The sequence below is a fragment of the Bacteroides muris (ex Fokt et al. 2023) genome, from assembly GCF_024704895.1.
Taxonomy (GTDB): Bacteria; Bacteroidota; Bacteroidia; order Bacteroidales; family Bacteroidaceae; genus Bacteroides; species Bacteroides muris.
Map to the genome: position 1 here is coordinate 1 of NZ_JAMZEE010000029.1, position 21,386 is coordinate 21,386.

Below are 21,386 nucleotides of genomic sequence, written 5' to 3' on the forward strand. Positions count from 1 at the left end.
AAGAGATTTCGACCATACTTATGCGTCCGACTTATACCCCAAAATTCGATGTTTTCAAATTTTTGTCATGTACTTAACTCTAATTCAGAAACTTCATACTGCGAGTATTCCGATAATAAACGGAAAAATCTCTGTTGTAATACACTTTCCATGTAGTGTTGAAATTATATTATTAATCATCTTTGTTTTTCATTTTTACATATCCATTTGCATAATTTCCTACAATATTGTGATTATCATCATAAATATACCCATTGGAATAATATCCTTTAAGTATTCTCTTTGAACTATAAATATACCCGTTAGTATAATTACCAATCGTTTCACCTTGCTTGTCAAATATATATCCATTTCGATAGGTAATCAATGATGTTTTGCATGAACCAAAACATAAAACACTCAGAATTAGTAACAATGTTCTCATATCATTTTTGAATTAGTATCTAAATCTTGATGTATCTACTCCTTTTATCTCCTTTTTCTTATATCCACCAAAGCGATAACTGAAATGCAGAGTAAATGCTCGTGAATAAAATCCGCTATCCATATTCAAGTTTTGCCCTTTGAAACGGACTTTTGTTGCAGGCATCCCTGTATCAAATATGTCATAGCAACGGACAGATAAACTCAATTTATCATTTGCGAAATTCCATCGCAATCCGGCAGTGAGATTAAAAATAGATTCTATATCAAATGTCCCTTGTATGACGGGGGTCTGTACATTTCCCATTAACTCGAAAGACAAATTCTTATTTACTTTAAATGTATTATCCAGTGTGCCGCTAAATACCCATTTCTTACGATTGAAAGGGATGTCGAAAAAATCATCACAGCGTTGGTGCATTTGCATACCGACTAAGGTTAATCGGGAATCCAGCCAGTTTCCTACTTTAAAGGGTAATATGATATTTGCTCCCCACACCTGCATATAGTTCCAATTTGTGTTTTTATAGATTAGTGCCAGCCTGTCAGTAGATTGATAGGCAGCTTGTGTGAAATAATCTGATGTATGCGTGAAAAACAGGCTAAGAATATACTTATTCAAAAAAATATAGCTTCCATTCAGATTATAATTCGTCATTGGCTTCAAATTCGGTGTTCCCCATAATTCTGTATATCCATTAAGATAGCTGACGGAAGATTGCATATCCCAATAGCTTGGATAAGTTTTGTCCGTAGATAATGAAAGTTGAAACACATGTTTCGGTGTTTTAAAATAAGTCAACGATGCTTGTGGATAAACTGCCCATTTATGATAATTTCCAATAGTATAATATTCTCCCGTAGCAGAAACGGATAAAGATGTACCTGTTGTATAGTTTTTGCTCAATGATACATAAAAGCTGGTAGTTTGTTCTCTTAGATTGGAATATGTATTTTGAGTTTGAATGTTACCTGTCACTTTATCATAAGTTTGAAAATCAAGATCTTTGGCAAATCGATAGGAAATTCCATAACCCAGATTCCATCCTTTTGATAGAGATTGTTTCTGGTCTGCATAGATAGAGTAGCGGTCTATTTTTTGTCCACCAACCATAGAGAAACTACTCTGACTTCCATCTTGATAATCAGCATATAGTCTTTGGGCATTATTAGAAGTATAATATGTATAATCACCACCTATGTCAAGTCCGAAGCCTGAATGATATTGCAATGTAATATTGCGCATTTGATTGTCAATATATTTATCGACATTGCTGGTTTGGTAATTGCCTGATGTCCGGCTATTATTATACTGGTCGGGGGTATAACTACCTGTGTATGCTATATTGATATTGTTTTTGTTGTTGAAGTTATACTCAAAAGCTGCTCTAAGGTCGTGTTTCCAGTACTTGCTACGCAACTGTTCATTTTGTATGATATTATGTAGTTCACCTTTTTGTGTATGTTTGGAATCAAGGTCTATGTACTCCATCTTTTTTACGTTATTTGCTCCGTACATTACATCAAAAGCCATTTTGGGAGTTGATAAACGAAAGTTTCCATTCATTCCTCCATCATTGAAATATTGGTTTTTATAGTTAGCACTTATCTCCCCCTGAAAAGAGTAGTCGTTTGAATGTTTTAAAACCATATTAATAGCTGCACCCCGTACATGATATTCAGGAGGCGCACTGTACATTACTTCTGCTTTTTCTATACGACTAACCGGAGTATTGCGCAGAATTGTTTCAAGTTGTCCGGCATCCATTGTTGTAGGTTTACCATTTAAAATAACAGTCAGTTTTCCTGCTCCAGCCAAAGTTAGTATTCCTCTATCTTCTTGTACTCCCGGTATCTTTGTCAATGCTTCATAAGCATTGTTTACGAGTTGATTTTGGGTAAGAACAGCAAGATTATATCCTAAAAGTCCATTCTCTACTTTTGCAAAAGGATGTTCTGCTTTTATAATAACTTCATCCAAAGCATAGTCTTGAGGTTGAAGTTGAATAGTTCCAGCATTATTTCCCTTACCTACCATTTGTTTAGTCTCATATAAAAGGTGTTGTATTATCAAGCGGTATTCTTTCTGTTGGCTTTTAAAAACGAATATGCCGTCGGAATTGGAAATGGATGCGCCTATATAGGTCGAATCCATTGCTTGCAAAATAATAGTCGCACCGTCTATAGGTAGTTGTTTGTCATCTATTATTTTTCCGTTAATCGTTTGCCCCCAAGCGACTGTTTGATAGCAACCTAAAAATAGGTAGAAAAATGTCAATGTTATTATTTTATTTAATCGCATCATACGAATTCAGTTTATTGATTACAAAACTATTAAAAGGTAAAAGAAACTCCTGCACCAAAGAACCATTCCCATCTTCTTTGTATTATGTTATATTGGTAGTTCGTTTGGGATTTAATAGTGACATATTTGCCTATCTCATATGAAAATCCTGCTCCTATCTGATAAGGGATAGAAGTTGCAGGAAGTATCACACTCCGTTTTTTATCCAGTGTATAGTTTCCATATACACTAAAATATAGTTTCTTATTTAAAGGAATAGCCATATTTGTATTTTGTTGAATCTTTATAAGAGGTAGATTTTTATCTATCCGACTATTGAACATAAGGCTTTTGCATTTTAGATTTCCATTCAATAGATTATTGTTATGATTTAATTTATTGTGAAACGTTGTGGCGCACCCAATATTTGCTACATTCGGAAAATCTTCTTTAAAATCAATATCTAACCTAAAATCATCCCAGTATCTATTATCGTCTTTTGGCGAATGACCAATAATAGACTGTTCTAATTCCCTTTTAAAAGCATCATCAATATGGATAGGCATTTCTCCTTTCAGCATTTTAGCCAATCGGACAGAATCGTTTGGAGTCCACCCGTTTTGTACTTGTGCATTGACTGGACGGGCGAGAAATAAAAAAAACAACAAAAATATTGCTGTTTTCCAAACGTTTGAAATTATCTGATTAGTCGCATCCACACTTCATTTAAGCCTTATCCGTTAATACATCTTCTTCAACGTCCACACCATCTTATTGGGATTATAGGCTTCGGGGGTGAAGACAGAAGTAGGGGCATCATCGTTACTACAATTTGTCAGACATAACATGGCGCAAATAATGAATGTGGAAAGCACCATACATAAAGTAATTTTCTTTTTCATCTTATCTCTATTTTAAGTGATTGACAATAATTATATATTTCTCTTCATAGGGATACTAACAATACCTTTATTAATCTCTTTTTCACCCACTTTTTTGAAGCCTAAAGATGTATAAAAAGTTTCTGCATAGGTTGAAGAATTAACTGTTATATAAGTGAAATTACAATTGCTCATCATATAATCAAATAGCGATTTCCCTATTCCTTGCTGATGATAGTGTGGCAAGACAAAGAAGAGGGATATATGTTGCCTTTCTTGATGTACACCGATTATTCCTATCAATAAATGATTGTCAAAAGCACCATATATGTCAAGTGTATTCATCAACGATGTGTCATACACGAAACTTTTAAAGGTTTCAATACCTTCTTGGGTGAAATCATTCCTGCCACATTCCATATATACTTGATAGGACAAATCAGCCGCATTATTATATTCTTCTTGTGTTAATTTACGTATCATATCAATGTTATTAAATCATGAATGCAAAATACGGAAGAATAAAGAAAAAAGGTCTTGACAATTGTCAAGACCCCGGTATAATGGATGTTAAAAGATTGGCTATTTCTCCAGTTTGCGGCGTATGCGACTAACTGTTTCAGGAGTAACCCCTAAGAAAGAAGCTATACTTTTCAAGGGTATAGTATCTTTAAGGTCAGGACAACGTTTCATTAGTCTTTGATATCGTATTTCAGGTGTACAATACGAATCGAGCAATCGTTCATACACCATTTCATATAGATTTTCAGCTACATATCTTCCTAATCGTTGAGTTTCCATATTCGTTTCCCAACATTCTATAATATCATGGCGTGATATTTCATAAACAGAACAGTCTGTTAACGCTTGAATGCTCACTGCTGACAGACAACTTTTCATAAAAGAAGAATAGTCACATACAAATTCATCGGTAAAAGCATATCCTACAATGTGTTCTTCTCCTTCTTCGTCAATATGCGTATATTGAAATGTGCCATGTTTTACCCATCCAGCAAAACGTTCCACCTCATTTTGCCGGATAAAGAAATCTTTCTTATGGTAAGTACGCAATATCCCTTTTCTCGCAAATAAATCTTTTACATGGGAATAGTCCAAATTGTTGAGATATGTATTAAAATCATTCATTATCGTAAGCTATTTATTCAGTTCACGGCGTATGCGACTGATTGTTTCCGGTGTGACTTGCAAGAAAGAAGCAATCTCCTTTAACGTAATGTACTCTTGAATATTGGGGCATCTATTCAATAAGTCAAGATACAGCTCTGCTGTGGTCTTGCAGTACATATCCATTAATCTATGATACATTAATAAGTATGATTGTTCAACAAGCGTACATTTTAGTTGCATGGTTTCTACATTTGCAGCAAAGAATTCCTCCACTTTTGAATAGGACATATAACAAATCTTTGTATCGCAAACGGCTTCAATTGTTACTAATGACGGTTGATTGGGTTCTATAAGAGTGCATAAACTTCCTGCAAATTCTCCGGAGAAAGTATATCCTACTATGTGTATGTTTCCTTTTTCATCCACACGAGTATATCTCAATAAGCCGTGTTCAATATAAGCTCCCCGATGATTCACTTTGCCTTGAATAGTGAATCGTTCGCCCTTTTTGAGTTCGATATAAGTACCATGTTCCAAAATGAACTGCTTTAGCTGTTCTAATTTCGAATGGTTGGCATATTGTGAGTTAAAATCTTCCATACTATAAACTAATTACAATTGAAATATAGAATAACTTCGTGAGTTGTTCTCTCAAAAAGCAAAAATAGATTCCTGACTTTATCAAAACATCTTCTCTTTTTTTAATCCACTTTATTGTGAGTTTAGTTTGTGCTTTTGTATATATATCCAAAACGAACTAGACTTATTTCTATTGACTGAAAGTATATGCTGGCGAAAGAAGAAATAACCTTTTTCTTTTCGCCAATTTTAAAGTTTGTAACTCTCATAGTTTGAGGAAGAAATGAACTCTTTTATTTCTTCTTCTGTTGGAAGCTCTATCCTATACTTCTGTACAAAGATATTTGGGTCTAATCCGGCTGTGGCATACTTTACTAATGTATCTCCCTTTTCAGTGCAAAGCAGAATACCGATAGGTGGATTATCATCCGGCTGCATCACTTCCGCTTTGAAATAGTTCAGATACATATTTAGTTGCGAAGCATACTCATGGTGGAACTTGTCTATCTTCAATTCTACAATAACATGACATTTCAAAATACGGTGATAGAACACAAGGTCGGCAAAGAAATAATCTTCATCAATCAAGATGCGTTTTTGCCGGGCTTCAAAGCAGAAGCCATGTCCCATTTCTAACAGGAAGTGTTGCAGGTTGTCAAGAATGGCTTGTTCCAAATCAGTTTCTGTCACCAATGCACGTTCATTCAACCCTAAGAACTCCAAAGTAACAGGAGTATTGATAACATCTTTAGGTTGTAATAAGGTTGCTTGTTGCTGGACTAAAGCGGAGAGGGCTTCTTTGTTTTTGGATAGTCCGCTACGTTCGTAATATAAAGATGCGATTTGTCGCTCCAACTCCTTTACAGACCAGCAGCCACGAATAGTTTCCATTTCATAGAAAGCACGTTTTACCGGGTTCTCAATTCCCGATATAGTGTTTAAATGGGTGGAAGATAATTTATTGAATAATCTATCAGCTGGAATCATCCATGTTTCGGTTTGTGGGTATTCTGTTGATAGTTTCCAAACTCCACTTTCAGATTCGGCGGTCATCAACCGCCGAATTGGTTCTGTGAATTCGGCGGTCAATGACTGCCGAATTTGAATTTGTGATGCAATATATTGTGTAACAGGTTCTTTTAGTTGTGGATAAACAAGATACAACCGCCTAAATTCACGGAATCTACGTTCATTCAGCCCTTTTGTTTTCAGTCGTTGTTCCAGCTTCTTCAACAGTTGTTCACCGTAGGCGGCACGGTCTTCTCCGTTCTGCTCAAATTCTACGATATAGCAACCCATAAGCCAGTTACGGGAAGTAAGGGCAAGGTTTACAGCATGTGCGGCTTGTGCCTGCAACGTGTTCTGTATCGTGCTGATATGTTTTACTAATGCTTCAAAGTTCATAGTTACAAAGATAAGTCTTTTATGGTTAAAACTTTAGTTCGGGTAAGCTGTTTATTGCTTCCTCTTTCAATTTATCCACCGCACGGGTGTACTTCTCCGTATGCTTCAATCCGCTATGCCCTAAAAGGCTGGCTACGGTCTTGATATTTGCCCCATTGTTCAGAATATTCACGGCAAACGAATGTCGGGCGCAATGCCAGCTTATATGCTTGTCTATTCCGGCTCTTTTTACCCAACGCTTAACCGATTTGCAGCAGCTTTCGTATGTAGGCAAATCGAATATCAAACAGTTTTTATCTGCTGGGGCTTCACCAATGATAGACAATAGACCGTCATTCAGAGGAATAACCACGCCACTACTGGCAGAATGTCCCTTTGTCTTGCTTTGCTCAAACTTTAATAACCGATTAGCGTAATCTACATTTTTGTAGGTAAGGTCTTTTACATCACAGAAACGCAAACCACTGTATAAACAGAAGATAAAAGCCCGTCTGACATTCGGGTTCTCGTTGTCATAATGGCAAGCCGCCAACTTTTGTATTTCTTCGAGAGAAAGAACATCTTTTCGAAGCATTTGGCTATCCACTTTGCAGGTAACACTTTTGCACGGGTCTTTCAACATTACATCGTGTTCAATCGCATATCGAATAACTTTCTTGAAACGCTGGTAAATGCTTTTAGCACCCTCACCCACACTTCGGGATTGCAGGTAGGCTACAAACTGCTCCATCATTTCTTTGGTGATAAGTTCCGGTTTGATACTAAACTCATTCATGGGGTACTGCTCTTTTAAGAAGTCCTTAAAACGGCTAAGCGCAATTTGTACCATGCGAATATCTTTCTTGGTATAACTGTTGATATAAGCTTGGAAATAGTCTAAGAAATTGACCGTTCTATCTTTTTTCAACCGATACCCCAACATACTTTCCTTAAATTCCTGTTCACGCTCTGCACGTATCTTTGTGGCAAGCTCCAACGTTTCTTTGTTCTGCTGGCGTTCCGCTGGGGTGCGGGGCTTATCTATCAGATACAGACTAAGGTTTTCTTTTCGTCTGTTGTGCTTTACTGCAAACTTGGGCTTACCTTGCATCTTTCCACTATCATAGTACACTTGATTGCCGTTTTCATCTAATACGGGCTTTTCCTCTCTACCTAAATAATACTCTAAGTAAAGGCTAATTCTACCATCCGAGAGCTTATTTTGCTCTAACTTGGGGTTTTCTTTCGTTTTATTTTCTAACTTTGCCATTGTTTAGAGGTTTTATCCCGATTTAGGTACCATAACCGGGTGATTACGCTAAATAGTTGATTTTCTTTTGTTTTCCGATATTGCAAAGGTACAAAAGAAAATGATATTTCAAAGTGTACTAAAAGTGTACTGAATAACAGAAAATGGGCAAAATATGGCAAAAATGGAGAAAATAAGAAATATGCAAGTTATTGATAATAAGGTGAATAAGTTCTTTTATTTTCCTATGATTTCTATGGTTTGTACCGGGTCTGGGTACTGAGGCGGAGAAAGTTGAGAAACTCTCTCCGTTTTTCTTTTCTACTCCCCGTAACTCGTTGGTTTGCTGATAGATTAAATCAAGCACTTTGTTATAAGAATTGGTTCGATATGTTTTTCCGTCAAATTCGATTTTTTTGGGAAACATCGAACTTATCAGCTTAATTTTCACCCCTACAGACGCATTTCTTATATAGCTATCTATATTGTTTATCAGATTGATAGAGTAGTTTAGTTTTGGTTCGATATTACTACAGTTAGGGTTCTCACGCATTTCAATCTGTTGTTGCATGGCTGAGGCTTCTTTTGTGTATCTCTCCAACATTCTGTTATATTGTTCTTTGGTTAAATCTCCGTCCAGATATTTATCTTCAATGCTGTTGATGCGTTTTTGGACGGTAGAAAGTTCATTTTGCAGTGCTGCTGCTTCTTTTTTGCTTTCTCCTTTGCGTTCGTTTTGCAAATCCTTTAGAATTTCGTTATACAAGTCCAATACCGTTTTATTGGGCTTTAATTGGGCTGTGTATCGAGCGAACTCTTCGTTTACGTTCTCTGCTCTCATTCTTATATGTTTTTGATTGTTACAACAAAAGTAGTAGGTGTATTTGCCGCCATTGCCCGAACTTGTAGCACCAGTTAAGGCACAACCACATACGGGGCAGATTAAAAACTTCCGCAAAAATAAGTCAGGATTTATGGCTTTGGATAGTTTGGGTGTTTTCTTTCTTTTACCGTCCAAAATCTCTTGAACTTTATAGAATGTTTCTTCGTCTATAATTGCTTCATGTTCACCGTTTACATAATATTCGGGTTCTCCTTTGTATGCTGGCACACGAATTTTACCAATATAAAATTTGTTGCGTAGCATTTCAAGAAATGAACTTTCGGGTATATTATATCCTTTTCTTGCAAACTTCCTGCGGATATAACAAGGTGTTTCAATGCCTTTAGCCACTTCTTTAAACATGGCTTGTATAAATGGTGCTGTATTGGTATCTATTTCTACATGGGTTTCATGTTTGCTAATACGTACATTCTTATATCCTCTTGGTGCTTTATTAGCGCATTTTCCTTTTGCTAATGTTCCATGAATGCCGTCCATTGTGGCTTTTGACCTCTTGATGTTGTCGCATTGTGCCGAACCTATGTGTACTCCCAATAATAGGGGCCAAGTGTCAGAATTGAAGTCTAAAGGTGCTTCGATTGCATTTGGTTCAACTCCCAATTTGAGTAATTCTTTTAAGTTCTCACTGGCACTGATAATGTCTCGTGAATATCTATCCCACCGTAAGAATAGTAATTTGTTTACTCTACCTTTGTTTTTACGTATATAATTCATTATTCCTTGTATGACAGGACGCTTCTCAAATGTTTTAGCACTCTCGTCCTCTCTGTATGGGATATTGTCAATGATGTTATATCCCATTTGGTTACAATATTTCCGTAGGCGTTCTTCTTGTACGTCTAAGCTGGCTCCTAATGTTTGTTCATCCGAACTTACTCTACAATATATTATCACATTTGCATTCATAATTCTTGTTTTTTAGTTAATGCTATTTTTTCATTCTCTATCTGCAATTCTGCTAATAGGTATAGATACTGTCTAATTATTTTTACTTTCTCATTATCGTATTTCTTTTTACCTTTATTGAGTATTGTTGCGCATTGTTCCAATGGTATCATTAGATACTGGTATTATTGTGTTGCAATGTATGATGCAACTTATTCTTACACATTCAATCAATCCACAAGACAAGGAAGTGCCTAGGCATGAATGTGCTTCTTGCCTCATATATCATTATTTGAAGTAAAAGATATTTTTTTTAAGTGAATTGATGTACCAACATTGCAAATATACGACCTATAGATACAATTACCACTTTTGATGTGTAAATTATGTTAATTTGGTTAATTTCCGCAAGGTGTTGATACTTGTTCCTGTCAGTTTTGAGGTATTTCGCAACGAATATCCTCTTTTCAGTAGTCTTAATTCTTCTGCGTATTCTTCTTTCATAGTTTCATCGCTTTTACTATATCCTGCTTTTCGTCCTACTTTGCCACCATTACTGCGAAAGTTCTGGTAACCACTTGTCACACGTTCACGAATTGTTTTGCGTTCCATACGTGCTACCTCTGCGAGTATTGTAATAAGGAACTGACTCATAGGGTTAATTTCACCCTCTGATGTCAGAGTTTCAATGTTATAATTTTGGATAAATACTGAAGCCTTATTTTGATTTAATATTTCTATGGCTTGTAGTACTTGTAGGGTATCACGTCCAAGTCTGGACAATTCGGTTACCAGTACCTTATGTATGTTGTGTGAATTGATATAGTTTATCATATTCATTAATTCTATGCGTTCAGTATTCTTTTTCGCTCCAGATACCTTTTCTGCAAATACAGCCTCAACCGTCCAGTTGTTTGCTGAGGCTAATGTTTGCAAATCATTTATTTGACGTTCATAGTCTTGTGTGCCATTAGTACTGGACACTCTTGCGAAGATAACTACTTTTTTCATGGTGTTACTTGTTTATGGTGCAAAGATAGTGATATATATTTAATATAAATCATTCATAGCGTTAAATAAGGCTAGAAATATGGTAAATATTAAATATTTATCATTCCTTTGTGGAGGAAATATGCACAATATGGATAATAAACAAGAAAGAACAGTTGTTCACGTTGAATATAACGGACAACATTACTATTTTGGCTCACTCTCTGCAATTTATACGAAATTCAGTCCTAAAGACTTGGGTATCGCATTGGGGACATTAAGAAATTATGGATTGAAAGAAGAAAAGCCGTACCAGAACTCTCTATGCACTATAAGAAAAGGTTTTTTGATAACGATGCCTAAAAAGTAAAGTAATTATTCTACATCTAATAGGTCTTTTAGTCTAACTCCTAAAGCAAGACTTATTTTATATGCGTTTTTTATTGTTAGATTGGTGCGCCCTGCTTCAATCCGTGACATATTAGCTTTTTCAAAGTTGCATTTAGCTGCCAAGTCTTGTTGGCTTATTCCTTTTTCAAGTCTTATTCCCTTTATTTTATCTCCTATTTTAATAAAAAGTTGCTGTTCATTCATTTTTTCTATAGTTATCATTTGTGATAACAAAGGAAAGGGCTTATCTTTGCAGACTGGTTATCATATATGATAACTATATTTTTATTAATTAAATCTATCGTAAAATGAAGAAATTATTTGTATTAATGAGCTTTATAGCTCTTGGAGTGGGTTCTGTTTTTGCCCAAAAGGGTGAAAAGGCAGTAGGTGTTAATCTTGGCTATGGTACGGAGATTAGTAATCTTGGTATCGGTGCTAAATTTCAGTATGGAATAACGGATGCAATTCGTACTGAGGCTTCTTTTAATTACTTTCTTAAAAAAGATGGTGCTAATATGTGGGATGTCAATGTGAATGCGCATTATCTTTTTCCAATCGCTGATAAATTTAAAGTTTATCCTTTGGTTGGTTTGACTTATGCAAATTGTAAGGTTGATATGGGGTGGTCTGTTGAAGGTATGTCACCAGAAGATATACAGGACCTTATAGATGCTGGAATTATAGAAGATGCTTCGGAAGTAACTGGAGAAACATCTTCTGAAAGTGAAGGAAGGGTTGGTGTGAATTTAGGAGCTGGTATTCAGTATGACTTGTCCTCAAAAATTGCAATAAACTTTGAAGTAAAATATCAGTTGATAAAAGATTTCAACCAAGCGGTTTTTGGGGTTGGAATTGCTTATAAATTTTAATTAGCATGATGAAATATCTATATTCAATATTAATAGTTTTGTTTGCTGTATATACTTTTATTGGCTGTTCTGACGATGACGAACCAGATTCAAGTTCCACATCAACCTTAAAAATGAATGGAGTACCTATTAAAGTATATAGTAATACTGATGGTGAATGGGATAGTCGTGATGGATTTAATCTTTGGGTTAATGGTGCAGATGTTATCATACATAATGATGGAGTATATATCCAAGGAAAGATTAGCCGAACTGATGACGACATACGTAATAATACTTTAACTATCAATATTGGAGAAGATGTAACTGATAGATTTAGCATATTATTAGAATATAACCACGGTGATGGATATGTTACTGGCTGGGGACGTGATAATAATGCGGTTTCTACATATTTATCTGGTAATGTTAAAGTTAAATCTATTGATAAAACAAAGCACATTCTTACTTTGGAATTTGAAAATCTTACTTACGATTCTACAGATGATGATGATATGTCCGTAGATGAGATTGTGCTTACTGGAACTTTGGCTATTCCATATAAGGTGATAGTGGAATAAATAGAATGTACAAAAATAATCTTTTAGATTAAACTGACACAAAAAAAAGTGTATCAATAGGTCTTTTGATAGATTATATTGATACACTTTTTGTTTTGATACACAAGCCTCATCAAAGTAACAGATTACGTATCTTTTCAATAGGGTTTTCGCTAGTTGAGGCTGATGTCATTGCATGATAAACCGTTTCAAACTTTTTCATTCGTTTTGTTGCTCCGCTGCGTGAACTGAATTTACTTCTAACATCCTGCTCTAGTAGTTTTAAGTCACCATTGTACCTTTCGAGAATGATTTTCATTGCCCAATTTTCGTAATCATCAAAAGTTGTGTCTGGCATATTGGCTGTAGAATTACCGAAAACCTTGTCAAATTGAGCAAGGATAGGGTTTGTATCGGAATTTAGTACACTGAATATTTTGGTATCGGTCAAATTCAGATACTTCATTATCTTTTTAGGCGTGTCTAATGTGATTTCAAATCGAGTTTTTCCTTTGAAATAGTCCATTACTGCTTGTGGTTGTGATAGGCTATTCAAAAAGTCTTTATTGTGGCTGGTATATATTTCTTTTTCTTTATTATATAAGGTGATTGTCTCCGTACAATCTTTGGATTTCACATCTTTTGTAAAAGTGATGCCCTCTTTATCGTAATGTGCCCACTTGAAGCGTCTATAGTTGTTTACTTGCGAATTAAGAACGTCCAGAAGATTATCACTTAGAATAAGGTTTGCGTCATAAGTTACATCTACTGATGTAATTGCCCCATTTAATAAGATACTATCTACGTCAATCTCACAAATATTTAGTTGGTTTATATTGGTTAGACATTCTTTGATAGTATCTCTTGAAATTAAGTCTGGATATTTTTCTTTCAAAATCTTACTGGAAAATTCAAGAGTTAAGGTTTGTTTTATATAACTGACAGCTATATAAAGGTTATAAGGTATATTTATATCATCTTTAGAACTATAAAATATACCTATTTTCTCTCCACTACGTGAATGAAACATTTCATTAAACTTCACTTTAGTATTGAGAAGATATTTATAGTTGGATTTAATTTTAATTCTATCAAAAGTGATTAATCGTTTCGTTTCATATTGCGATGTCATTAAAAAATTAAAGTTATTCTTTTATTCTTGTGGGAAATGTACTCTGTAGGCTACAATTTCCCCCTTTGATAATGGAATATTTCAAAGGATTATGAAAAGAGAGGGGTTATTGCCCCTCTTTTTCTGTTTTATCACTTAGGTTATCATCTGGTTTGACTGGTATAGTCTTCCAGTAATTAGTCATACCTTGTGATATTGCTTGGATATGCGAAGCTGACTTACTTCTACCTCTTAATGATTGACTGATTTTTGCTTTGGTATCATCACCAAGATTGCGATGCATTCTTTTTCCTATATTATCCATACTAATTGATTTTATATTAGATAAATAGTAAAATGAAGTAGGAATGTAAAGAATAGTAGGTTGATTTCATAGAAAAATATATCTGGACCAGAAAATTTCATTCATAGACCCGTTTGTTTTAATCAATCATACCTACTAAAAAGGGGTATTCTGAGAGCCGAGTTACGGTGTTATCTTCTATTTATTAACTAGATAAGAAGTAAATACAAACTCATTTTGAATCTAATATATTATTTACTGTACTTGCCTATTTTCATTATATATTCTACCTCCAATATTGAGGCTTGACTTTCATAACGGTATGAACTCTCGCAGTTCCCAAATCAAATCCAAATCATGTAAGAATTGGTTCGAGAAAAGAACGCTTAGGGGTACGAAGATAAAAGCTAAGTAATTAATAATTCAATACTTAGCTTTTTCTTTTTATCGGAGATGTTCCCAAATTGTTCCCAATCATCCTTATGTATTCCACTAAAGATGGGGCATTTACTTCATGCCATCTATTACTTTTAGTATAGAATCGGGCTTTTCTACCATTCGCAATACAGAATCCGAATCAAATCCCATATATTCTATATAGGTTCGTATTAACTCATAATGCTCTTTAGCATATTTTGTATCTATCGCACGTGTAGCGTTGAAGCAGATAGGTTCATGATGTGCTATTCGGTTACGAAATTCACGGATGGCAGTCAGTTGGTTGTAGATGTCTGTTTGCTTTAAACCATGCGCTTTGTTGGGGAATATTTGAAGAAGTGTTTTTCCTCCTATGCGGTAATTGCGTCTTGTAAACAGATAAGTCCAGAAACCAAATGTAAAGGAAGCTACCATCTTATCATTATTGTACACTCCCATATTTGTATAAGTGCGTTGTATGCGTACTATTTCGGAAGCTTCCTGTTCAAGTAATCCATTGGGTCTTGCTTGGTTGATTATCCAATTATCATCATTGAAGTACTGTTTGTAGTGAGCGTTTATGGCATTACGTAGCATTATCTCAAACATACCGATAACTCCATAAAAACGTTGGCTCAACTTGATGTTATATTGGTATAGGCGCAAGGTTTTGGCTTTTTCATTACCACTTGCTTGTGCGTACTTATTTAATCTTGCCGGGGATAGTACCTGCAAACATTCGTCATATTTCATTTGGTATAAGTTTAAAAACAAGACTTCTCTTGCAAATATAGAAAATAATGTCTATATTTGCAAGCGTAAGACCCTGTTGTCCCTGCTGAACAAGCAAACTTCAGGGTTATTGTTTTTTTATGCACTTATGGCAACGGCAGAACAGCTCCGTTGTTTATGGGCTAAATCCAATTTGCTATCCTTTTCTCCACCAATATATTCAAAGAGGATAGGGAAGAATAATTCTTTCTTGGCGTAAATGCCAAAGTGAAGGAGCCAATCAGCCTTTCTTAGACTTTATGGCAGGGCAGTTGAAGAAATCCTTTCTTTGGAGACTGAAAGGTTCAGTTCTTCTCAGAAGAAAGGGTTCAGTTTTATGTTTTAGAGGCGTGAGAACTTAACTCTCGGCAACAGACATTGAAAGCCAATGACTTATAAAAAATGCCCAATCTTACACCCAAGAATGTAAAGTTGGGTGTTTGTTTATTGAGAGGCAAAAAAAATAGGATACTATATTTGACTATAATATCCTATATTCATTCAATAAATATTTATCGTGGCTAATATTATTCTCCACATATAAACATGTTCTGATAGTTTATCACAAGCCGCTTGAATGACAGTACGAAGTCTGCACCTAAAGAACCGGAAAACAACTGGCTGCTGGATTCCGTATCTTTTATGACTTCCGTGTCATGCAATGTTACAGTGGAACCAGCCACTTCGAAATGGAATTCAGGCAATACCACAACTTTTGTCTGTGATATTCCGCCAAAACCTCCACGGGAAGTAATCTTTTCTGCGAGTCCGTCTATGGCATCGGGGAATGTTTTTGTGAACTTGTTTCCCAAATCAGATTTTACATTTCCGGTATCAAAAATCAAATCGAAAGGTTGTCCATTATAACTGATTCTCACTTGGGGAGTGTTTGACGACAGATACATATTCGATTCTCCGTCTGACGGTTTGTGCGGAAAGACAAACTGTCCGGCTTCATTGTCTATGATTATTTCTTTTGCATCTCTGATAAAATGGTAGCCAAGTACTCCGTCAAATGCAAATACCGAGTCCACTTCATTGTCAGGAGGTGCGACCATAAAAACAGGGTTATGATATACCAGTTCTCCTATTTTTATAGAATCTGCCGTAGCAAGCTTTACAAAACCAATCTCCATTCCTGATACGGGAATCGAATCTGCTACAATCTTCAAATTTGTTTCTTTCGCATACTTTTCTGAAACGAAATTACCAAACGAACAACCCGTATCAAAAATATAGTTCTTCGTTATTCCGTTTACTTCCACTGGTATATAAATATGTTTCCCTCTTCCTACTGTTTCCGCACTCATCGGTACCGTAACATCTCGATTGGGGCGTTCAAGATAAGGCTTTTGTAGATTGGCAAGTGCTTTGCCTACTTTTTCTATAAAAACAAAACTATAAAGAGCTTCAAACGGTGCAGATTGTTTAAGTGCGTTAATCAAATCTTCTCCAATTTTTCCGGCTTGTTCGTACATACCCAAATTCAAAAGATTCATACCTTGTAAAGCTGCCATTCCTATTGAGGTTTCAGCTCCCATTTCATTTTGATGATGTAATAATAGGCTATCAAGGGCAATAGCAGCATTTTCCAATTTGTTGAATCCGATACCCAACTGCGCATCCGCTACGAAATTAAGCATTTTTACGCTTACTGAGTCTTTCAAATTCGGGTATTCTTTTCTTAATTGGAATAAATCGCCGCTGTTCAGGATTTCTCCCATTTTTACATCTGCTTGTGTTTGTGAATAAACAGAATTATACCCGAACAAGAAGGTAATGAGAATGACTGCAAGTCTATTTATAATTTTCATACTAATTGTATAACAATAGATTAAACATAAAGCAAATATAGTATATAAAACACGAAAAAGGAGCTATCAAAGAGATATTTGATTACTCCTCTTTACGTAGTTTGATTAATTTAACAATTACAATTTAAATCCCCTGCTTTTTCTTGGTTCTTCCACCGTTTGTTGCAAACCTTGCCTTAGTTTCTCCCATTGCTCCTTGAACCATTCACCTATTGGCTGTCGGTTTATGCGGACGCGCGGTGCTGCCGGAAGTTATTATGTAATCACCAAGCTTACAGAAGCGGAGATGACATTGCCCCGTCAAGGAGACGGCTGGCAGAACACCTGGGTATTTAAAGCTAAATAGAATAATTATAGAGTGTTTGGATGGGGCTGAGTTCAAAATATATTTTGAGGTACTCAGCCTCATTTGATTTTTAAGTAAAAGACCACGGTGAATAGTACGCGGTTTGATAGGAATTGTTGGCAAAAAACTTGTGAATGCGCTTATGTATTTGAATTGCCATTTGATAAAACAATTGGTGAGAATCTGAGCCCTGATTCTATAAGCTTATAAACAAGCTAATTGCAAAGACTGTTAATGGATTGACGGCTTTGCGATTAGCTTGTTTACGTTTGGATGGCCTGTTATTGGCTATGGATAGAAAGATTATTTCTTTTCGTAGTCGAAATATTCGAAATCTGCATACGCTTTTGAAGCGTCGGAACTGGCGGTGGCATATAGTCCTAACATGATTCCTGTGAAGCCGCCGGCTGTTTCTGTGCTGATATAGCGTGTATTCATCCGGCCTAGTTCCTTGAATGTCTTGCCGTCTGTGGCATACTCGAACATATAGAGTTCATTGTTGCCTCTTACGCGGAGTTGTACTTTCCCTTGGGAGAGAATGATTTCCTTTTCCGTATGAGTCAGTTCGCCCAATTGGTAACGTAGCGATACTGATTGTTTCCCGTTTTCCAACTGTTTGACGAATAGGTCGTAGTGGGATGATTCGAACATGTAGACTGTCAGACCGGCCTCGTCGCCGGCGATGGCTTTTTTCAGTTGCATGGAAGTAGTGGCTGTAAAATCAATATGTTCTTGGCGGCGGCATACGAAGGTGGGACTGCCTTTCCAGTCGTTCAGGCCGATAGGGGTTGCTTTCAGGTGAAGATTGCCGGAAGCAAAGGTGTAGTTCTCCGGATGGTAGTTCCGAAGATAAACCCATTCTGAACCTAATTCCTTGTTCTTGAATTCGGTGCGTACTGGCTTCTTGGCGAAAGGCTGTTGTGGCAGGGTGGAGACACCCATCTTCAAGGCGATGCTTCCGTCTCCGTTCACCACTGGCCAGGCATTCTTGTCCCAACGCACGGGAGCGAGGAACGTTTCGCGTCCCAGCAAATGGTGTGTGCCGCATTGAGGACGGAAAGCAAGGCAGACCATCCACCACGAGCCGTCGGGGGCTTGCACCAAGTCGGCATGACCGGTTCCTTGTATCGGGCTGTCTTGAGCGTTCTTGTTGATGTGGGTTAGGATGGGGTTTGCAGGATTGCTGTCATACGGACCGTCTATATGGCGACTGCGGGCAATCGTCACTTTGTGTCCGTATTCTGTACCACCTTCTGAAATCAGCAGATAATACCAGTCGTCTTTCTTGTAAATGTGCGGCCCTTCAGGGTGCCGTCCACCCGTACCGTTCCAGATGCGTTTGGACTCGTTGAGTTGTTCGCCGGTTTTGGGGTTGATTTCGCACAGATAGATACCTACGCCCGGATTGCTGACAAGGTAACACTTGCCGTCTTCAAAATAGAGGGACGGGTCTATGCCGCCTTGCTTGAGCCATACGGGTTCTGACCATTCGCCACGCGGGTCGGTAGTGTGTACAAGGAAGTTGCCTTTGTCGGACACGTTGGTGGTAATCATGTAGAAGGTGCCGTCGTTGTAGCGGATGGTGGGTGCATAGATTCCTCCCCACGGGCCGGCGTCGTGAAGCGGCAGTTGTGAGGGGCGCGTCAGGCAGTGTCCGATTTGTTCCCAGTTGATGAGGTCTTTGCTGTGGAACAACGGTACGCCCGGAAAATATTGGAAACTACTGTTGACCAGATAAAAGTCATCTCCTGCGCGGCAGACACTCGGGTCAGGATGGAAACCGGGAATAACGGGATTTTGATAACCTTGCCGGTTTTGTGAAAAGCAGGACAGGGTGAGCGCCAGTCCTAAAAGTAACATCATCTTTCTCATAAATGCATTGTATTTTAAATAGTTTATCAGATATATGAATCAGGGTAGTTGAAGGAAATGTTTATACACAAAAATAAAGTATTCTTTCGGTTCAAACAAGCCGGATGTACCCGATGTCATTCAATGATTACTTTTGAACCCTATTCGGAAACAAATGATACCGTTGCAGATAACATGGCATCGGTGTGTTTTTCGCCTTTTCCGCTACTTTTGCTTTCACTGATTTAGCCATTATTTTAATACGTAAAGACATGATGAAGAATATCATTGGAAAATTCCAAACTTGCCTGGTGCTGTCGGCACTGCTTTTCTCTTCATTCGTTGCCGCATGTTCCGGCAATGATGATACTATGACTCCGGAAATAACGATTCCTGCGAACATTCTGATGGATGGAATGACTTTCTCCAAGACCGGAGGAACAAGTACACTGAACATCAAGTCAAACGTGGCATTGGAAGTTACCAGCAGTGCACCGGAGTGGTGCAAGGTTACGACCGAAAGCTCTGCTTCGAGCAGTATTCTGAAGTATACCGTTGCGGCAGAAGCTAATACGGACACGAGCGACCGTGAAGCCAGGGTAACGGTGAAAGCCGGAGGCAGCGAAGTAGGGAGCTTCACTGTGAGGCAGACGGCTGCGGACGGACTAATCATATCCAACTCTACTTCTTTCGACCTGCCTGCTGCGGGAGGAGATGTATCTGTGGTAGTAGAAACCAATGGCGACGTACAAGCCGTTTCCGATGTTTCCTGGATAAAGGCGGTCAATACCCGTGCCATGGAAAGCAAGATTTTCAAGTTTGCCGTCTCTCCCAATCCTCTGGGAGCGCGCGATGGCCATATCATTTTTACTTTGGGTAGCCTGACGGAGACTGTGACCATAAAACAGGCTGCGGGCGAGGTCGGCAATATGGGAAGCGACGCCAGGACACTTGCCTCCAAGATGTATGCAGGTATCAATATCGGCAACACGCTGGAAGCTTGTGATAACAAGAACAAGATAGCGAGCGAAACGTTATGGGGAAATCCTAAAGTGAGCGAGGCATATATCAAAGGGCTGAAGGCATTGGGATTTAATGCGGTACGCATCCCTTGTGCGTGGGATTATTACATTGTGAATCCATCGACCTATGAGATAGATGCTGCATGGCTCGACCGGGTTAGCGAAGTGGTGGGTTACTGTGTAGCCAATGATATGTATGCCATTGTCAATATCCATTGGGATGGCGGTTGGCTCGAAGAGAGTATCATTTATGGTTACAGCAGCGAAATAGATGCCAAGCAGAAAGCTATCTGGACACAGATTGCCAATAAACTGAATGCTTATGACGAGCATCTGCTCTTTGCCGGATGTAATGAACCCGGACAGCAAGATCAGGGGAACGTTGGGACATCGGCCATAGATGCCATTCTGAAATATGAACAGACCTTTATTGATGCCGTGCGTGCCACCGGAGGGAATAATGCGAGCCGTTGCCTGATTGTGCAAGGTCCTTATACCAATATCGACAAGACGGTGAACGACTACACGATGCCCAAGGACGAAGTACCCGACCGTCTGATGGTGGAAGTCCACTTCTATGATCCCTATCAGTTCACCATGATGAACCATGACGAAACCTGGGGTAAGGTATTCCTTTATTGGGGTAAGGACAATCATGTGTCCGGCTCCATTCATAATGCCACCGGTTATGAAGAAGATTATGTGAAGCAGCAATTCCAGAAGATGAAGACGGCCTATGCAGATAAGGGAATTCCTGTGATTGTAGGCGAGTACAGTGCCATGAAGCGGACAAAAGAAGACAAGATAGAGGGTACTTCCGAACTTGCCTATCCCGACATTGACCAGGAAATGCACAACAAGAGCCGCGCCTATTGGAATGAGGTAGTCACCCGAGAGGCGAAAAACCACGGTTGTGTCCCCTTCTATTGGGAAACCGGCGGTGACATGAACCGTGGTACGGGTACGGCGAAGGAGGCTTATGCCATTGAGGGCATCATGAAGGGAGCCGCAGCCGGTAAATACCCTTACTGATTGAGTGGTGGATAGAATAAAAGACAGTTTTCAAAAGTATCATATAAATAGGTTTTATAGGTTACAAGGATTGTTGATATAGTTTTTTTTGATTGGTTATGGAGAAGTATGTCCGCGAGGGATATGCTTCTCCTTCTTTAAAAATCCTTGTCTTTCCTTGCTTTTCTGTTCGTTTTTCACTTCATTTGCAATAAAAATAACTTCCCTTAGC

Annotated in this window: 21 protein-coding genes and 1 pseudogene; 5 read left to right on the plus strand and 17 right to left on the minus strand. The window is 37.8% G+C overall.

The window, feature by feature from the left end:
• Positions 1-172: 172 nt before the first annotated feature.
• The 11 genes from M1B78_RS12090 to M1B78_RS12140 form a co-directional block, all read right to left on the minus strand.
• Positions 173-424: a 4-fold beta flower protein gene (locus M1B78_RS12090; protein ID WP_128824472.1), complete on the minus strand. Its 252-nt coding sequence runs from the start codon at positions 422-424 to the stop codon at positions 173-175.
• Between the two features lie 12 nt (positions 425-436).
• Positions 437-2,728, minus strand: coding sequence for an outer membrane beta-barrel family protein (locus tag M1B78_RS12095; RefSeq protein ID WP_055221615.1), 2,292 nt, complete (start codon positions 2,726-2,728; stop codon positions 437-439).
• A 29-nt stretch (positions 2,729-2,757) separates the two neighbouring features.
• On the minus strand, positions 2,758-3,426 hold the full coding sequence (locus M1B78_RS12100) for a hypothetical protein (protein WP_024988423.1): 669 nt from the start codon (positions 3,424-3,426) through the stop codon (positions 2,758-2,760).
• Between the two features lie 21 nt (positions 3,427-3,447).
• Positions 3,448-3,609: a hypothetical protein gene (locus M1B78_RS12105; protein ID WP_167371345.1), complete on the minus strand. Its 162-nt coding sequence runs from the start codon at positions 3,607-3,609 to the stop codon at positions 3,448-3,450.
• A gap of 30 nt (positions 3,610-3,639) precedes the next feature.
• A complete protein-coding gene (locus tag M1B78_RS12110) occupies positions 3,640-4,071 on the minus strand; it encodes a GNAT family N-acetyltransferase (RefSeq protein ID WP_015546400.1) in 432 nt (143 codons plus the stop codon).
• A gap of 99 nt (positions 4,072-4,170) precedes the next feature.
• Complete coding sequence (locus tag M1B78_RS12115) at positions 4,171-4,734, minus strand: Crp/Fnr family transcriptional regulator (RefSeq protein WP_009860057.1); 564 nt, start codon at positions 4,732-4,734, stop codon at positions 4,171-4,173.
• Between the two features lie 9 nt (positions 4,735-4,743).
• On the minus strand, positions 4,744-5,316 hold the full coding sequence (locus M1B78_RS12120; RefSeq protein WP_257940795.1) for a Crp/Fnr family transcriptional regulator: 573 nt from the start codon (positions 5,314-5,316) through the stop codon (positions 4,744-4,746).
• A 228-nt stretch (positions 5,317-5,544) separates the two neighbouring features.
• Positions 5,545-6,699: a PDDEXK nuclease domain-containing protein gene (locus M1B78_RS12125; RefSeq protein WP_136498401.1), complete on the minus strand. Its 1,155-nt coding sequence runs from the start codon at positions 6,697-6,699 to the stop codon at positions 5,545-5,547.
• 25 nt (positions 6,700-6,724) lie between these two features.
• Complete coding sequence (locus M1B78_RS12130; RefSeq protein ID WP_257940796.1) at positions 6,725-7,948, minus strand: site-specific integrase; 1,224 nt, start codon at positions 7,946-7,948, stop codon at positions 6,725-6,727.
• A 118-nt stretch (positions 7,949-8,066) separates the two neighbouring features.
• Positions 8,067-9,737 (minus strand): recombinase family protein, encoded by a 1,671-nt coding sequence (locus M1B78_RS18780; protein WP_346015116.1) that lies wholly within the window; start codon positions 9,735-9,737, stop codon positions 8,067-8,069.
• Between the two features lie 363 nt (positions 9,738-10,100).
• On the minus strand, positions 10,101-10,727 hold the full coding sequence (locus M1B78_RS12140; protein ID WP_257940797.1) for a recombinase family protein: 627 nt from the start codon (positions 10,725-10,727) through the stop codon (positions 10,101-10,103).
• Positions 10,728-10,806: 79 nt separating this feature from the next.
• On the opposite strand from M1B78_RS12140, the gene M1B78_RS12145 reads away from it, so the two are divergent.
• The gene (locus tag M1B78_RS12145; RefSeq protein WP_370527927.1) at positions 10,807-11,076 is read left to right on the plus strand and encodes a hypothetical protein; all 270 of its coding nucleotides are present in this window, start codon (positions 10,807-10,809) and stop codon (positions 11,074-11,076) included.
• A gap of 5 nt (positions 11,077-11,081) precedes the next feature.
• On the opposite strand, the gene M1B78_RS12150 is transcribed toward M1B78_RS12145, so the two are convergent.
• Positions 11,082-11,318: a helix-turn-helix domain-containing protein gene (locus M1B78_RS12150; protein ID WP_255204219.1), complete on the minus strand. Its 237-nt coding sequence runs from the start codon at positions 11,316-11,318 to the stop codon at positions 11,082-11,084.
• A gap of 86 nt (positions 11,319-11,404) precedes the next feature.
• Between M1B78_RS12150 and M1B78_RS12155 the strand changes: the two genes are divergently transcribed.
• Together M1B78_RS12155 and M1B78_RS12160 are read left to right on the plus strand one after the other, a co-directional pair.
• Complete coding sequence (locus M1B78_RS12155; RefSeq protein ID WP_257940798.1) at positions 11,405-11,968, plus strand: outer membrane protein; 564 nt, start codon at positions 11,405-11,407, stop codon at positions 11,966-11,968.
• A 5-nt stretch (positions 11,969-11,973) separates the two neighbouring features.
• Complete coding sequence (locus M1B78_RS12160) at positions 11,974-12,528, plus strand: hypothetical protein (protein WP_257940799.1); 555 nt, start codon at positions 11,974-11,976, stop codon at positions 12,526-12,528.
• Positions 12,529-12,640: 112 nt separating this feature from the next.
• Here the strand turns inward: M1B78_RS12160 and M1B78_RS12165 are convergent, their stop codons facing one another.
• The 3 genes from M1B78_RS12165 to M1B78_RS12175 all read right to left on the minus strand — a co-directional run bounded on the left by M1B78_RS12165 (position 12,641) and on the right by M1B78_RS12175 (position 15,092).
• Positions 12,641-13,639 carry a hypothetical protein gene (locus M1B78_RS12165; RefSeq protein WP_257940800.1) on the minus strand — a complete coding sequence of 333 codons (999 nt, stop codon included), beginning with the start codon at positions 13,637-13,639 and terminating at the stop codon, positions 12,641-12,643.
• Between the two features lie 106 nt (positions 13,640-13,745).
• Positions 13,746-13,943 carry a hypothetical protein gene (locus M1B78_RS12170; RefSeq protein WP_136010849.1) on the minus strand — a complete coding sequence of 66 codons (198 nt, stop codon included), beginning with the start codon at positions 13,941-13,943 and terminating at the stop codon, positions 13,746-13,748.
• Between the two features lie 486 nt (positions 13,944-14,429).
• Positions 14,430-15,092, minus strand: a complete 663-nt coding sequence (locus M1B78_RS12175; protein ID WP_122304471.1) for an Abi family protein — start codon at positions 15,090-15,092, stop codon at positions 14,430-14,432.
• Between the two features lie 129 nt (positions 15,093-15,221).
• On the opposite strand from M1B78_RS12175, the pseudogene M1B78_RS12180 reads away from it, so the two are divergent.
• Positions 15,222-15,456: pseudogene (locus tag M1B78_RS12180) on the plus strand (Fic family protein); the annotation flags it as partial.
• A gap of 181 nt (positions 15,457-15,637) precedes the next feature.
• Here the strand turns inward: M1B78_RS12180 and M1B78_RS12185 are convergent.
• Both M1B78_RS12185 and M1B78_RS12190 read right to left on the minus strand, forming a co-directional pair.
• Positions 15,638-16,924, minus strand: a complete 1,287-nt coding sequence (locus M1B78_RS12185) for a retropepsin-like aspartic protease (protein ID WP_257940801.1) — start codon at positions 16,922-16,924, stop codon at positions 15,638-15,640.
• Between the two features lie 649 nt (positions 16,925-17,573).
• Positions 17,574-19,142 carry a glycoside hydrolase family 43 protein gene (locus M1B78_RS12190; RefSeq protein WP_257940802.1) on the minus strand — a complete coding sequence of 523 codons (1,569 nt, stop codon included), beginning with the start codon at positions 19,140-19,142 and terminating at the stop codon, positions 17,574-17,576.
• Positions 19,143-19,393: 251 nt separating this feature from the next.
• Here M1B78_RS12190 and M1B78_RS12195 point away from each other — a divergent pair, with 251 nt between their 5' ends.
• On the plus strand, positions 19,394-21,175 hold the full coding sequence (locus tag M1B78_RS12195) for a cellulase family glycosylhydrolase (RefSeq protein WP_257940803.1): 1,782 nt from the start codon (positions 19,394-19,396) through the stop codon (positions 21,173-21,175).
• The last annotated feature ends 211 nt before the right edge of the window (positions 21,176-21,386 follow it).

Excerpts from the sequence above, each read along its gene's own strand:
- M1B78_RS12090 (WP_128824472.1), bottom strand. The coding sequence starts at position 424 with ATGAGAACATTGTTACTAATTCTGAGTGTTTTATGTTTTGGTTCATGC.
- M1B78_RS12130 (WP_257940796.1), bottom strand. The coding sequence starts at position 7,948 with ATGGCAAAGTTAGAAAATAAAACGAAAGAAAACCCCAAGTTAGAGCAA.
- M1B78_RS12110 (WP_015546400.1), bottom strand. The coding sequence starts at position 4,071 with ATGATACGTAAATTAACACAAGAAGAATATAATAATGCGGCTGATTTG.
- M1B78_RS12160 (WP_257940799.1), top strand. The coding sequence starts at position 11,974 with ATGATGAAATATCTATATTCAATATTAATAGTTTTGTTTGCTGTATAT.
- M1B78_RS12155 (WP_257940798.1), top strand. The coding sequence starts at position 11,405 with ATGAAGAAATTATTTGTATTAATGAGCTTTATAGCTCTTGGAGTGGGT.
- M1B78_RS12145 (WP_370527927.1), top strand. The coding sequence starts at position 10,807 with ATGGTAAATATTAAATATTTATCATTCCTTTGTGGAGGAAATATGCAC.
- M1B78_RS12095 (WP_055221615.1), bottom strand. The coding sequence starts at position 2,728 with ATGATGCGATTAAATAAAATAATAACATTGACATTTTTCTACCTATTT.
- M1B78_RS12190 (WP_257940802.1), bottom strand. The coding sequence starts at position 19,142 with ATGAGAAAGATGATGTTACTTTTAGGACTGGCGCTCACCCTGTCCTGC.
- M1B78_RS12185 (WP_257940801.1), bottom strand. The coding sequence starts at position 16,924 with ATGAAAATTATAAATAGACTTGCAGTCATTCTCATTACCTTCTTGTTC.
- M1B78_RS18780 (WP_346015116.1), bottom strand. The coding sequence starts at position 9,737 with ATGAATGCAAATGTGATAATATATTGTAGAGTAAGTTCGGATGAACAA.
- M1B78_RS12105 (WP_167371345.1), bottom strand. The coding sequence starts at position 3,609 with ATGAAAAAGAAAATTACTTTATGTATGGTGCTTTCCACATTCATTATT.
- M1B78_RS12150 (WP_255204219.1), bottom strand. The coding sequence starts at position 11,318 with ATGATAACTATAGAAAAAATGAATGAACAGCAACTTTTTATTAAAATA.
- M1B78_RS12175 (WP_122304471.1), bottom strand. The coding sequence starts at position 15,092 with ATGAAATATGACGAATGTTTGCAGGTACTATCCCCGGCAAGATTAAAT.
- M1B78_RS12140 (WP_257940797.1), bottom strand. The coding sequence starts at position 10,727 with ATGAAAAAAGTAGTTATCTTCGCAAGAGTGTCCAGTACTAATGGCACA.
- M1B78_RS12125 (WP_136498401.1), bottom strand. The coding sequence starts at position 6,699 with ATGAACTTTGAAGCATTAGTAAAACATATCAGCACGATACAGAACACG.
- M1B78_RS12170 (WP_136010849.1), bottom strand. The coding sequence starts at position 13,943 with ATGGATAATATAGGAAAAAGAATGCATCGCAATCTTGGTGATGATACC.
- M1B78_RS12115 (WP_009860057.1), bottom strand. The coding sequence starts at position 4,734 with ATGAATGATTTTAATACATATCTCAACAATTTGGACTATTCCCATGTA.
- M1B78_RS12195 (WP_257940803.1), top strand. The coding sequence starts at position 19,394 with ATGATGAAGAATATCATTGGAAAATTCCAAACTTGCCTGGTGCTGTCG.
- M1B78_RS12165 (WP_257940800.1), bottom strand. The coding sequence starts at position 13,639 with ATGACATCGCAATATGAAACGAAACGATTAATCACTTTTGATAGAATT.
- M1B78_RS12120 (WP_257940795.1), bottom strand. The coding sequence starts at position 5,316 with ATGGAAGATTTTAACTCACAATATGCCAACCATTCGAAATTAGAACAG.